A 12507-nucleotide genomic window follows, 5' to 3' on the forward strand; every position below is an offset into this window, starting at 1 on the left:
TACAGAAAGGTTCCAAGAAAAACTTCACGGCCTTTCCCCGATAGAATATCGGGAAAAGGCCGTGGCATAATACTCTTTTTATTACTGTCTACTTGACAGGGAGATGACCACATCGGCTCTTTTTTTATTTCCCTTCATTTTTCTCTAACACGTATAAATCTTCTTCCATATTCGTTAATTTCTCACTTACAAGCTTTCTTGCATCTCCAATTGCTTGATTGTATGCAAATGGTCCAACTAATTTAATCATTTCTTCTATTAAACGCTCTGCTTGGAAACGCCCAATTTCATCTAGATCTTCTTCCATGAAAAATTGCTGAATTTGCGCTACAAGCTCTTCTTTTTTATCATTTGGTATTTTTATATTCATCATCGTTGTTACTCCTCTATATTTAAGATAATATCTTCCTTAACTCTACCATAGAAAAACGATTACCAGGACAGCTTTTTGTAACTCCTTCTAACTCCCTATGACCTAGTATATTTTCTTTCTTTATAGCAAATTGCTTCATAAACATTTTGCATAAAGAATATAATGCATTCACTTGCGGGGGAGTGGGATCGTATTTATCGAAATTTCCCGTCATACATATTCCAATTGTATGACGGTTATGGTCTTTCGCGTGCGCTCCAATATGTAAACCTCGCCCTTCCACTACAGTTCCATCCTTTTCGATAAAATAGTTGTAACCAATTCCGCTCCACCCCCTTACAGTTTGATGAAATTCATGCGTTTTATACACGTCCCATCCATCTTCAGCTGTATGGTGAATAATCAGTTTGTTTACTTTTTCTAAAGGAACTAATTCATCTTGAAATGTTAGATTGACACGTTTAATTTCCATTTGAACTGCCTCCTCTTAAAAATCAATCATTATAATCGTTTTATCATCTGGCCTTATTCTCTTTTCCGCTTCTAGCTCTTCAATAATTGCTATATATTCGTTTATACTATTCTTTCTTATATATGCAACAGTTTGTTCTAATGACCAATCTGGGTGAAATAACCCGTCTGAACAAATAAAAATCCCACTCACTTCATCTGTATGTACTTCACCATGTTGTAAATAATGTATCGCTTCTTTCATTCCATTTGCAACTGAATAACCATTTGGCATATTTGCAAGATAACGATTGTATTTTAACTGTTCTCGAACATCTTGAAAAACATATTCTTCTGGTACAGATAACCCTTTTTTACGATCTTCTTCCCTCTTCTTTTTTGCTCTTTTACTAATTCCTTCAACTGTGTCTTTCGTTAATACTTGCATCGTTCCATTTTGAAAAGTTGCGACAATCATACAGTCCCCAAGCTGCGCATATTCAATTTTCTCACCAACTATTTGGACTGCCGCGATACATGTGCACCACAAATGCTCTTTTTTTCTCGTGTCTACTTCATATTCTAACATTTTGCTTTGCAATACTTCATTTGCTTTGGCAACTGCAAATTGTAAACTATGATTCTCTCGTAATGCAGTAAAATAACTTGCAAATAAATGCGAAGCGATGTATGCTCCATTATGTCCCTTTTCATCACGAAACGGGACAAGTGGTGTTGCACCGTCACATACACCATAAATCTTTTTTTCTTTATTACAAAAATAAGAATCCTCACATTCTTGCTTCAACGGGCTTTTCTGTTGATATGTTTTTATCTTCACAACTGTATCCCCTTTCAAATGATAAAATACTCAAATTCTTTTGATTAATCTAATTTACCTAAATAAACTGTTTTTACCCAAAACTTTCAATATCATATATAATCTTGAAATAATATGAATTTTTCAGTGAAGGACGGGAAAGAAATGGTCAGATTCCTTGGTGTTATTATCGGTTCTATTATTATTGCGGTTGCCTTTAATCTTTTCCTTATCCCCCACAAAATTTTAAGTAGTGGAATTGGCGGAATTGCTATTATTTTAGGGATTGTAACCCCTGTAAACACAGGCATTATTAACTTTGTATTAAACTTACCTATCCTTATTTTAGGGTACATAGGTCTTGGAAAAAAAGTAATTTTTAACACAGTTGTCTCTGTAGTTGTATTATCTGTTGCATTATACTACGTTCCAGTAAAAGTCGTAGCAACAGATCCATTGTTATCTTCTATCTTCGGAGGTGTAATCGCCGGAGCTGGTATTGGTCTTGTTTTTAACTGTAATGGATCCACTGGTGGATTTGATATTATCGGTATGCTTTTATCCCGCAAGCGAGACATTAAACTTGGCGGATTCCTTATTATTTTAAATGCAGTCGTTGTAATAATCGCAGGATTCTTCTTCACCTGGGATGTTGCACTTACAAGCTTACTTTCAATTTATGTAACTGGTAAAGTAATTGATGCTGTTCATACAAAACATCGTAAAGTTACACTTATGATTGTAACAAATGAAGCAGAAAAAATGAAAAAACAACTTCTTTCAACTGTTGTACGTGGAATAACGTTACTTGATGGCGAAGGTGCTTATTCAAGCGAGAAAAAGCGTGTACTTATGACCGTCGTTTCTCGTGAAGAATTAGCAAGTATGAAACTAACAATTTCTGAAATCGACCCGAATGCATTCGTTAATATTACAGAAACTGTAGAAGTGTTAGGACTTTTCAGAAGAAGTTAAAGACTAGGTGGGAATCCACCTAGTCTTTATTTTGCATAAATTCAATTCGGTTTCCAAATGGATCTGACACGTAAAATCGAATTACATCTGGTCGTGCATAATCATCAATCACTTTAACACCTTGCTCTATAAGTGTTTGCTTAAATTCATTAATTTCATTCACATAAAAAGCTGGATGAGCCTTTTTAGCTGGTGTAAAGTTCCGCTCGACACCAATATGGATTTCTTGATTTCCACATTTAAACCAACATCCACCTCGTTTTTTCAACTCTTCTGGCTTTGGAATTTCTTCCATACCAATCGTATTCCCATAAAAATCACGCGCCTCTTCTTCACACCCTACAGGTGCAGCTACTTGCACGTGATCAATCCCTTGAATATAATTTTTCATTTTCTCTCCCCCTCCTCTACCCTAATGTTATACGGAAAACAACCGTCTGTAACTTACAAAAGGTTTATAAAACAATATAAGCTCCCCTTATTACCATCCTGCATTCACTTTGCAAAAAATAAAAAAACAAAATTTATTCTATAACTTCCATTTTTTATAGAAATACACATCACATCTATATTATAGTTATGAATAGACAAATCTTTTTAGATGCTATTTGTACGGAGGAACTATTATGAGTCGTAAAAAATATTCACCAACTCAAAAAAAACGTCATCCGAACATTTCTAGACGTTTGCGAAACCATATACAAGATCGTTCATTAACAGAAATGTACGCATCTCTGTTCGAACACAATCCGGATAGTATTATTTCATTGAATTTAGAAGGAGTTATTCTACATATAAATCCTTCTGCCGAAAGAATATTAGGTTACACTTCTTTAGAATTAGAACAGAAAAATATTACCTCTATTTTAGAAGCCCATATTTCTGAGCAAGTATTACAAAATATAAAGAATACTGAAGCGGATAATCAACAAGAGTATATCTTATCTATTTATCATAAAAATGGATTCTTATTAGATGTTGTGACAAAACTAGTTCCTATTTTTGTTCAAAATCGTCTTACTGGCGTATACGCTATTATGAAGCCGCTTGAAAAATCAGAAAGAATTGAGAATATGCTAAAAGAAAGTGAGAAGAGATTACGTACATTAGTAAACTCCATGCCTGCCTTTGTTATATTTAAAGATCATGAAGGGCGCTGGCTTGAGGCAAATGACTACGCACTTTCTTGCTTCAATTTCCATCATGTACCTTACCACGGGAAAAAAGATAGCGAACTCATTCAATATAATGAAGCATACCGAGAAGCTTTTTTACATTGTGAAGAAATAGATGAACTAGCATGGCAACAAAGACAAATTCTTCATGGCGAGGAATTTATTATACATAGAGATGATTTCGATCTAATCTTAAGTATATCAAAAGTTCCGCTTTATCATCCTGATGGTTCTCGCAAAGGTCTTATCGTGATGGGGAGAGATGTTACTGAGCTAAAAGAAACTGAAAAGTTATTACGAAAATCAGAGAAGCTCGCAGTAGTCGGACAACTGACAGCTGGAATTGCCCATGAAATTCGAAATCCACTCACTTCTCTAAAAGGTTTTCTAACGTTGCTCCTCCCTGAAATAAGTGAGGAGCAGAAATGGTATATCGATGTTATGTTAAGTGAGATTTCACAAATGGAATCCATCACGAGTCAATTTATGGCGATGTCTAAGCCACAAGTATTATCTATCCAAACTTGTAACATACAAACTTTAATTGAAGAGGTAGTTACATTTATTTTACCGACTGCAATTATGCATAGCGTTCATATCATCATGGATCATTTTGATTACGTATATGATATTCAATGTGACGGTAACCAATTAAAACAAGTGTTTATAAACATATTAAAAAATGCGATAGAAGCAATGCCAAATGGCGGAAATATTTTCATCCAAACAAAACCATTAGAGGATAATTTCATCTTAATACGAATTATCGATGAAGGTTGCGGCATTCCTGAAGATCGTATCTCCCGTCTAGGCGAACCTTTTTATAGTTTAAAAGAAAAAGGCACAGGACTAGGATTAATGATGTGTTACAAAATAATTGAAGAACATCATGGTAGATTACACATTTCAAGCGAATTAAATAAAGGTACGATTGTTGATATTGAGCTACCACTTTCTTCATCTCATCTTGCAATCCAGTCTTAAATAAAAAAGAAGCATCTGCTAATCGTTAGCAGATGCTTCTTTTTTTAAAATGCTTTGTCATACCACTCTTTTGCTTTTTCTACTTCACCCATCGTTAATTGATGCCCTCGATTTTCCCAATGCATTGTTACATTCGCATTTGCATTTTCTAATAGTCCCTTCAATTCCTCTGACTCTGCTGATGAACAAATTGGGTCATTTGTCCCAGCAGCAATAAACACAGATTTCCCTGCTAAATTTGCTAATTGCATTCCTCTTCTTGGTACCATTGGGTGATGAAGCACAGCACCTTTCAATGCATTTTCGTAATGGAATAATAAGCTTGCTGCGATATTTGCCCCATTCGAATAACCGATAGCTACAATGTTATTTCTATCGAATTTATATTCTTTAGCCGCTTCATCTAAAAATTCATTTAATTCCTTCGTACGGAAAATTAAATCCTCTTCATCAAAAATGCCCTCTGCTAATCGGCGGAAAAAACGCGGCATCCCATTCTCTAACACATTTCCCCTAACGCTTAATACCGACGCTTCCGGATCAACTATTTCTGCAAGTGGTAGTAAATCTAATTCATTACCACCTGTGCCATGAAGTAATAACAGCACTGGTTTTGACGTATCTTTTCCTTTTTGAAAAACATGTTTCATCATAATCCTTTTCCCCCTTCAATCACTTTAATCTAAATTTCTCACTTCAAATGGTAAAAGCGTTTGTTCAATCTGTTTTCTATGTTGTTCATATTGTTCCGGTAACTTTAATTCCTCCCCCATCGTCTCTAACGATTCATCATGAGCGAAACCAGGAGGATCTGTTGCAATTTCAAATAAGATTTCACCATGTTCTCTAAAATAAATCGCGTTAAAATAATTTCGATCTTGTACAGGAGTTACGTGATATCCAAAACGCGACACATACTCTTTCCAGTCTAGCTGATCAGCATCATCACTCGCTCTCCAGGCTATATGATGAACTGTACCAACGCCCATTTGGCCACGACCGATTGTTGATAATTTCAAATCAATAATATTTCCAATGTCAGCAGAAGAACGGAATCGAACAAATTCGCCCTCTTCTCCAATTTTTTCAAGACCCATAATATGTTCTAACAATTCAGCTGTTTTTTGAGGCTGTGCAGATAAAAGAACAGCACCTCCAAACCCTTTAATTGCTACTTCTGGTGTAACTTCTCCAAAACTCCAATTGTTTAATTCGCCTGCTTCTCTTTCAACTAATTCTATATGCAAACCATGCGGATCATCAAATTCTAAATACTGCTCTCCAAAACGAGTCATTTTTGTATACGAAACATCGAATTTTTCTAATCTATTTTCCCAAAACTCCATTGTACCTTTTGGTACAACGTAAGACGTAATTCCTACTTGACCGTCCCCAATAATACCTTGACGAGCACCTGCCCATGGGAAAAACGTAATAATTGTTCCAGGCTTTCCTCCTTCATTTCCAAAATAAAGATGGTACGTACCTGGATCATCAAAATTCACTGTTTGTTTCACTAAACGTAACCCTAATACACCAGCATAAAAGTCTACATTTTCTTGTGGATGCCCTACAATCGCTGTAATGTGATGGATTCCCATTGTTTTCTTTTCCATTTCTTCCACTCCTTTTTTATTTCATTATAAAAATTCTTTTACATTTAAATTCATTATTCATTTTGTCCATGCTGCAAAGTAAAATCCGTTATAATAATTTTATCTCGAATTCGAGATATTAATTACAAAAATACCTATTGGTGTCTAACCTATCAAATTATCTTGAACTCAAGATAATTTACAAAAAATATTCGTTCGATTTATAACCATAATATTTCTTCATTATGCATGTTATTTATCTCGAACTCGAGATTTATTATAAGTTACTTATTTTTTATTGTCAATAAGTCCTTACTTTCATTTTACATGTAAAAAGAGTAAACGCTATTCATCGTTTACTCTTTTTGCAAATCATTTCTTTTCTTCTTCCAGTACTGCTTCCATCTCATTAAATTCACGATGAACTGCCTTAACGGGTTCTTTCGTTAATAAACTTACAACGATAACAGTTAATAAACTACAGAAGAATCCAGGTACCATTTCATACATAGTCGCTTTTAAACTTGGAATTTGTACCCAAGTGATAACAACTAATGCACCGACAATCATCCCAGCAAGAACGCCCCATTTGTTCGTTCTCTTCCAATATAAACTTAATAAAATTGCTGGTCCAAATGCTGATCCAAATCCTGCCCAAGCATATCCAACAAGCGTTAAAATTGTATCACTCGGATGATACGCTAAAACAACTGCAATCATCGCTACAACTAATACTGACAGCCTACCGATAAATACAAGTTCTTTATCACTTGCATTACGACGGAAAAATGTTTTATAGAAATCTTCCGTTACTGCACTTGAAATAACAAGTAATTGTGAGGAAATACTACTCATAATCGAAGCCAAAATAGCTGATAATAAAAATCCTGTAATATACGGATGGAATAAAATATTTGAGAATGTTACAAAGACCATTTCTGGGTCTTGTAATGTCGCATTATTTTTAGCATAATAGGCGATACCAATTAGACCAGTAAGCATTGCACCTATAATTGAAATCGTCATCCAACCGATACCGATTCTACGAGAAGTTTTTAAATCTTTAATAGAGGTAATTGCCATAAAGCGGACAATAATATGTGGTTGACCAAAATATCCAAGGCCCCATGCTAAAAATGAAATAATACCAAGTATTGTGGTCCCTTTAAACATATCTAAATGCGATGCATCGACTTGCTTAATCGTATTAAATGTTTCTGTTACACCACCGACATCCGTAAAAGCAACAATTGGCACTAGTACAAGCGCAATAAACATAATACAACCTTGCACAAAGTCCGTCCAACTTACGGCTAGAAAGCCACCAAATAGTGTATACGCAACAACGACACCTACTGTTACAAATAAACCAATTTTATAATCAAGGTTAAAAGAATTTTCAAACAAACGTCCACCTGAAACTAAACCAGCCGACGCATAAAATGTGAAAAATACTAAAATGACGATAGCGGAGACAAAACGAAGTATTTTCGTACGATCTTTAAACCGATTCTCTAAAAAGTCTGGAATCGTAATTGAATCATTTGCTACTTCTGTATACGTTCGTAAACGCGGGGCAATGATTAAATAGTTTGCATACGCACCTATTAATAAACCTATCGCAATCCATACACTTGATAATCCTGTTGCATACATCGCACCAGGTAATCCCATTAGCATCCAGCCACTCATGTCAGAAGCACCAGCTGATAAAGCTGTAACTGCTGGACCAAGTCCCCTCCCGCCTAACATATAATCTGATAAATCGGATGTCTTCTTATAAGACCAATATCCGATATACAACATACCTGCCATATAAATAGCAAGCGAAACCATAATTTCAATCTTCACCAAATCTCTCCCTTAGTCCATAAGCCATTCAAAATTTCGAAAAATGACTTTTTCTATTTTCTTGTTTTCGCTTATGGTTCCCTACCTTAACAAACATTTTTTGTTCTTTCAAGTGAACGAGCACTTTTCATTACATGTGAAAACCTTTATAAACGCCTTTATCCCAGTGGATTACCCTGTTTTCAAAAGAAATTGAAGTAAAAATATTCTGATAATTAAACACCTTATTTTTTAATAAAAATAAGCCATACAAATGTATGACTTTTAATCTATTAAACATAGCTTACTATTTACTAGTAGGAAACAATTCTGAGAGAGGAACTACCCGCCCCATCTCGTCTTTAAATACAATATGATCTCTCTTTAAATGGCGCGGGCTCTTCACTCCCGCCGCTGCCGCTAATGAAAATAAACTATATCTCATACTAATAATATAATTCATGACTCGCCACTTCTTCTCATACGGATCTAACGCTTTTTGATAATGCGGATTCGTCGTGGCTACACCAGATGGACATTGACCAGAATTACATTGAAGGGCCATAATACAGCCACTTGCCATCATAAACCCACGGGCTGAACTTACAGCATCCGCCCCAATCGCTAAAGCAATCGCCACTTTATCTGGTGTGATTAATTTACCCGATGCAAATACTTTAAACTTATTACGGACACCATAATGGTTTGCTGTATCAATAAATGTAAGTAATGCTGGAATAAGCGGCAGTCCCATATAATCTGCCATCGATTTATACGTTGCCCCTGACCCGCCTTCTGAACCGTCGATTGTAATAAAATCTGGGTAAATGTTTAGTTCTTTCATTGTTTTTATTAAATCTTCCAAAGGCTCCTGCTGACCAATTACAATTTTCATTCCAACTGGTTTACCGCTGTTTTCTTGCAACTGTTGAATAAAACAAAGTGTATCCGCTGCATTCTTTAAAAATGAAAATCGATTCGGTGAATTAATCGTCTCTCCCTTTCGGACGTTGCGAACAGAAGCAATTTTCTCATTTACTTTTTGCCCCTCTAAATGACCACCACGTATTTTAGCACCTTGCCCAAATTTCAATTCGAATGCTCTAATATTACTTTCTTTCGCTTTCTCCATGAATTTTCCCATTGAAAAATTACCGTCTTCATCACGGTATCCAAATAACCCTGGACCAATTTGCGCAACGATATTCGCTCCTGTATGTAAATGTTCTGGAATAACGCCACCTTCACCCGTATTAATCCACGATCCGCCTGCCATTTTTGCTCCAAAACCACTCGCTAAAATATAATTTTCTCCAATCGCACCGTAAGAAGTCGCAGATGCACCAAACATGCCATGTAGCTTCCACGGATATTTACGGTTCTCACCGACTATAATTGCATCATCTTCTTCGTACAGCCAAAGATTCGTTGTATCCGCTGTCAATTTTTCTCTTCTTGAAAATAACCCTTCTTTATGAATCACGTACTTTTTACCTTCCCGCTCTTGCGTGAGATTCACACTTAATTCCTCAGTTAATATCGGAAATAATGTATTAGCAATATAATATCCAGAAGCTTCAAAATCTCGTTTTGATCCAAAACCAAGTATTTCAGAGCGATATTTCGCTAAAAACATAACACTTTGAAAATCGTAACGTGAGAAAGGCTTTCCATCCGTATCATGATCAAACCAATATTGTCGAAATTCAGGCCCTATCTTTTCCAGTAAGTAGCGCATTCTTCCTAAGTACGGATGTAATTTTAAAATAGAATGGTGTGTTCGTTTTTTTATAAAAAATGTAATGATAAAAAAGACGATTAAAAGCAACATTAAAAATAGTAATATACTAATAATAACGAGTAGCGTTTCACTCATCCCGCTTCCCCCTATGAAATTCCATAATAAAAGGAGAACACTAGATGTGCTCTCCTTTTATCTTTATTCATACTAACGTAGCAAGATGCTCTTTCGCGTCATATTCAACTAAACTTTCAGCGTGTTTAATTCGATGAACAAAGTCTGGATTAGCAATTAACGGTCTTCCGAATGCCGCTACATCAATCGTTCCTTCTTGCAACGCTTCTTCGGCCTCTTTCGGATTTAAATTACCAACCCCAACAATCGTACCATCCCAATATTTTCTTACTAGTTGATGAAAATTCTTTCCGTCAGCAATCTCTTGGGTATAATTCATCGTTGAAGGATGGATCATCGTTAACCCAACCTCTTTAAACATATTTATGAACGTTTCAATTGCAAACTCAGGGTTTTCCCACATATAAGTAGGATTATCACCTTTGAAAGCAGAGAAACGAAGAAGTGTTTTATTAGCTCCAACAGCTTCTATTACAGCCGCCGTTACTTCTTTCATAAACGTTAACCTTTGTTTTAAATCACCGCCATATTTATCTGTTCGCTTATTCGCAAACTCATACGTAAATTGATCGATTAAATATCCGTGTGCACCGTGAATTTCTACTCCATCAAATCCAGCTTCGATCGCATTTTTCGCAGCTTGTGCGTATTGCCCGATCACTTCTTGTATTTCTTCTAACGTCATTGCTTCTGGCGTATCAAACGGTTTACGAAAGCGTGGAACATTTCCCTCTGCAGCGATAGCCGACGGTGCTTGTGGCATTTGACCACCAATTATTTCATGATGACTCATACGCCCAACATGCCATATTTGAGCAATAATCGTCCCGCCTTCTTTATGTACCGCCTCTGTAACAGGTTTCCAAGAATCGATTTGCTCTTGTGTATAAATACCTGGTACTCCTGGGTTTCCTTTTGCTCTCGGACTAATGACAATTCCTTCTGTAATAATTAGTCCAATTCCATCCGCAGCACGTTTTCTGTAGTACTCCACTACATCCGCACCAACTACTCCAGTCTCATTATCTGCAAAGCATCTTGTCATCGGTGCCATCGCTATACGATTACGAAGAGACCAAGCTCCAACTTGAATTGGATCAAACAACTTTGTTTCTTCAACGTTTTCAAAAAATCCCCCAGCATTTACATTTGTTCCTTCATAAATACTCGCTGCTTTATTACTTGAACTTGTCATTTTTCTTCCCCCTAAAAAATCTTACTATAATCGCATCATACTTACTTTTAGATAGTAACGTCAATTTTTACGACTTTACAATAAAAAATTCGAATATCAAAAAATAAAATGCTATAAATAATATTAAAAAGGTTTCCTTAGGAGGAAACCTTTTTTGTTGACCATATATGGCTGTCAATTCGTTTATCTCTTTAATAAAAAAACACCTTATCAATAGAAGTGAAAATGGTTCAGTATTCTTCTAAAAATAATAACTTATATACCTAAAACAATGAAAGCCCTACCTCTCTTTCATCCTTACGGCTCCTCGTCCGTGCCAGTGTGAATCAGGATTGCAAAAATCAAGTAACTATTTTATCGAAGTATTCAATTAAACTTCGAACATTCATAAATGAAATTAAAAAATAAAAATGGATTTGATTGTAGTAATAACAATAGAGGTAATGCTCTAAAAGTGGTTTGAAAGAGTTGAATGTCTTTGAAATGATAAATTTTCTATAATTATGTTCCCAAAAAATTCAAGATCTTTTTTGGGATATAATACATTATTTGTAATGAACCTTAACAAAAGCTTTTTATCTGATTTTCTGTGATACCTTTAATTAATCCCAGTTCACTAATCAAAAATTCATATGCGTTATCTAACATCTTCTTTTCGCTTGCATTAAGTGCTTTTTCTTTCTGTATACGCATTAAATCACGCACAACTTCAGCACCTTCTTGCATTTTACCCGTCTTTATTTTATCAGTGTTCAATTTATACCTTTGTTTCCATGTAAGTAATCTATCTGATTCCCCATGTTGAAAAATATCCATTATGTGTGCTAATGCGGTTATATCCGTAACTGGACGTATATTCGAATTCAATATTCTCCCTGCTGGAATCATTAGTTCCATATTACTAGCCGACATTTTTATAACATAATACTGTTGTTTTTCTCCTGAGATTTCCTTCTCTTCTATGGCTTTAATTATACCTGCTCCCTGCATTGGATAAACAATGTTATCGCCAATTTGAAACAAATAATCCACCTCCATATATGGTAACCTTCTCAAGCTTAACACACTTTTAGTTTTTTAGCAAAATTTTTATTTTATCATAAAATTATTTTACACGTCAACACTTCAGAAGCAAGAAATTAAATTTACACAATACACTATAAAAATCGCAATTCCATTAACGGTTCCACACACACATTCATTCTCTTTTAATACAAAAACACATCACTACATT

Annotated in this window: 13 protein-coding genes; 3 read left to right on the forward strand and 10 right to left on the reverse strand. The window is 35.3% G+C overall.

Going from position 1 to position 12507, the window contains the following annotated elements:
* Positions 1-70 (forward strand): IS3 family transposase (locus tag MR136_RS28720; protein WP_325782447.1); only part of this gene is annotated, 70 nt, incomplete at its 5' end.
* Positions 71-124: 54 nt separating this feature from the next.
* On the opposite strand, the gene MR136_RS26135 is transcribed toward MR136_RS28720, so the two are convergent.
* From MR136_RS26135 to MR136_RS26145, 3 genes are read right to left on the reverse strand one after another with little or no spacing between them, the layout of a single operon-like run.
* Positions 125-373, reverse strand: coding sequence for a DUF2164 domain-containing protein (locus MR136_RS26135; protein WP_000981066.1), 249 nt, complete (start codon positions 371-373; stop codon positions 125-127).
* A gap of 19 nt (positions 374-392) precedes the next feature.
* A complete protein-coding gene (locus MR136_RS26140; protein WP_000404002.1) occupies positions 393-845 on the reverse strand; it encodes a peptidoglycan recognition protein family protein in 453 nt (150 codons plus the stop codon).
* 15 nt (positions 846-860) lie between these two features.
* Positions 861-1682, reverse strand: coding sequence for a protein phosphatase 2C domain-containing protein (locus tag MR136_RS26145; protein ID WP_135277391.1), 822 nt, complete (start codon positions 1680-1682; stop codon positions 861-863).
* Positions 1683-1808: 126 nt separating this feature from the next.
* Between MR136_RS26145 and MR136_RS26150 the strand changes: the two genes are divergently transcribed.
* Positions 1809-2618: a YitT family protein gene (locus tag MR136_RS26150; RefSeq protein ID WP_000251344.1), complete on the forward strand. Its 810-nt coding sequence runs from the start codon at positions 1809-1811 to the stop codon at positions 2616-2618.
* 19 nt (positions 2619-2637) lie between these two features.
* Here the strand turns inward: MR136_RS26150 and MR136_RS26155 are convergent, their stop codons facing one another.
* A complete protein-coding gene (locus MR136_RS26155) occupies positions 2638-3009 on the reverse strand; it encodes a VOC family protein (protein WP_000800772.1) in 372 nt (123 codons plus the stop codon).
* Positions 3010-3244: 235 nt separating this feature from the next.
* Here MR136_RS26155 and MR136_RS26160 point away from each other — a divergent pair, with 235 nt between their 5' ends.
* Positions 3245-4777 carry a BA3702 family sensor histidine kinase gene (locus tag MR136_RS26160; RefSeq protein ID WP_000087652.1) on the forward strand — a complete coding sequence of 511 codons (1533 nt, stop codon included), beginning with the start codon at positions 3245-3247 and terminating at the stop codon, positions 4775-4777.
* 44 nt (positions 4778-4821) lie between these two features.
* Here the strand turns inward: MR136_RS26160 and MR136_RS26165 are convergent, their stop codons facing one another.
* The 6 genes from MR136_RS26165 to MR136_RS26190 all read right to left on the reverse strand — a co-directional run bounded on the left by MR136_RS26165 (position 4822) and on the right by MR136_RS26190 (position 12296).
* Positions 4822-5430: an alpha/beta hydrolase gene (locus tag MR136_RS26165; protein ID WP_061457603.1), complete on the reverse strand. Its 609-nt coding sequence runs from the start codon at positions 5428-5430 to the stop codon at positions 4822-4824.
* A 24-nt stretch (positions 5431-5454) separates the two neighbouring features.
* Positions 5455-6393 (reverse strand): ring-cleaving dioxygenase, encoded by a 939-nt coding sequence (locus MR136_RS26170; RefSeq protein WP_000412739.1) that lies wholly within the window; start codon positions 6391-6393, stop codon positions 5455-5457.
* A gap of 351 nt (positions 6394-6744) precedes the next feature.
* Positions 6745-8223: a sodium/proline symporter PutP gene (putP, locus tag MR136_RS26175; protein ID WP_000687591.1), complete on the reverse strand. Its 1479-nt coding sequence runs from the start codon at positions 8221-8223 to the stop codon at positions 6745-6747.
* Between the two features lie 286 nt (positions 8224-8509).
* Positions 8510-10078, reverse strand: a complete 1569-nt coding sequence (locus tag MR136_RS26180; RefSeq protein ID WP_061457605.1) for an FMN-binding glutamate synthase family protein — start codon at positions 10076-10078, stop codon at positions 8510-8512.
* A 67-nt stretch (positions 10079-10145) separates the two neighbouring features.
* On the reverse strand, positions 10146-11273 hold the full coding sequence (locus tag MR136_RS26185; protein ID WP_000204582.1) for an alkene reductase: 1128 nt from the start codon (positions 11271-11273) through the stop codon (positions 10146-10148).
* Between the two features lie 561 nt (positions 11274-11834).
* The gene (locus MR136_RS26190; RefSeq protein WP_170879444.1) at positions 11835-12296 is read right to left on the reverse strand and encodes a CarD family transcriptional regulator; all 462 of its coding nucleotides are present in this window, start codon (positions 12294-12296) and stop codon (positions 11835-11837) included.
* Between the last annotated feature and the right edge of the window lie 211 nt (positions 12297-12507).

The organism is Bacillus cereus group sp. BfR-BA-01311, from assembly GCF_022664295.1.
Lineage (GTDB): Bacteria > Bacillota > Bacilli > Bacillales > Bacillaceae_G > Bacillus_A > Bacillus_A cereus.

What these genes read in the sequence shown, in the direction of transcription:
- MR136_RS26150 (WP_000251344.1), top strand. Translation starts at nt 1,809, where the DNA reads ATGGTCAGATTCCTTGGTGTTATTATCGGTTCTATTATTATTGCGGTT.
- MR136_RS26155 (WP_000800772.1), bottom strand. Translation starts at nt 3,009, where the DNA reads ATGAAAAATTATATTCAAGGGATTGATCACGTGCAAGTAGCTGCACCT.
- MR136_RS26185 (WP_000204582.1), bottom strand. Translation starts at nt 11,273, where the DNA reads ATGACAAGTTCAAGTAATAAAGCAGCGAGTATTTATGAAGGAACAAAT.
- MR136_RS26180 (WP_061457605.1), bottom strand. Translation starts at nt 10,078, where the DNA reads ATGAGTGAAACGCTACTCGTTATTATTAGTATATTACTATTTTTAATG.
- MR136_RS26160 (WP_000087652.1), top strand. Translation starts at nt 3,245, where the DNA reads ATGAGTCGTAAAAAATATTCACCAACTCAAAAAAAACGTCATCCGAAC.
- MR136_RS26170 (WP_000412739.1), bottom strand. Translation starts at nt 6,393, where the DNA reads ATGGAAAAGAAAACAATGGGAATCCATCACATTACAGCGATTGTAGGG.
- MR136_RS26140 (WP_000404002.1), bottom strand. Translation starts at nt 845, where the DNA reads ATGGAAATTAAACGTGTCAATCTAACATTTCAAGATGAATTAGTTCCT.
- MR136_RS26165 (WP_061457603.1), bottom strand. Translation starts at nt 5,430, where the DNA reads ATGATGAAACATGTTTTTCAAAAAGGAAAAGATACGTCAAAACCAGTG.
- MR136_RS26135 (WP_000981066.1), bottom strand. Translation starts at nt 373, where the DNA reads ATGATGAATATAAAAATACCAAATGATAAAAAAGAAGAGCTTGTAGCG.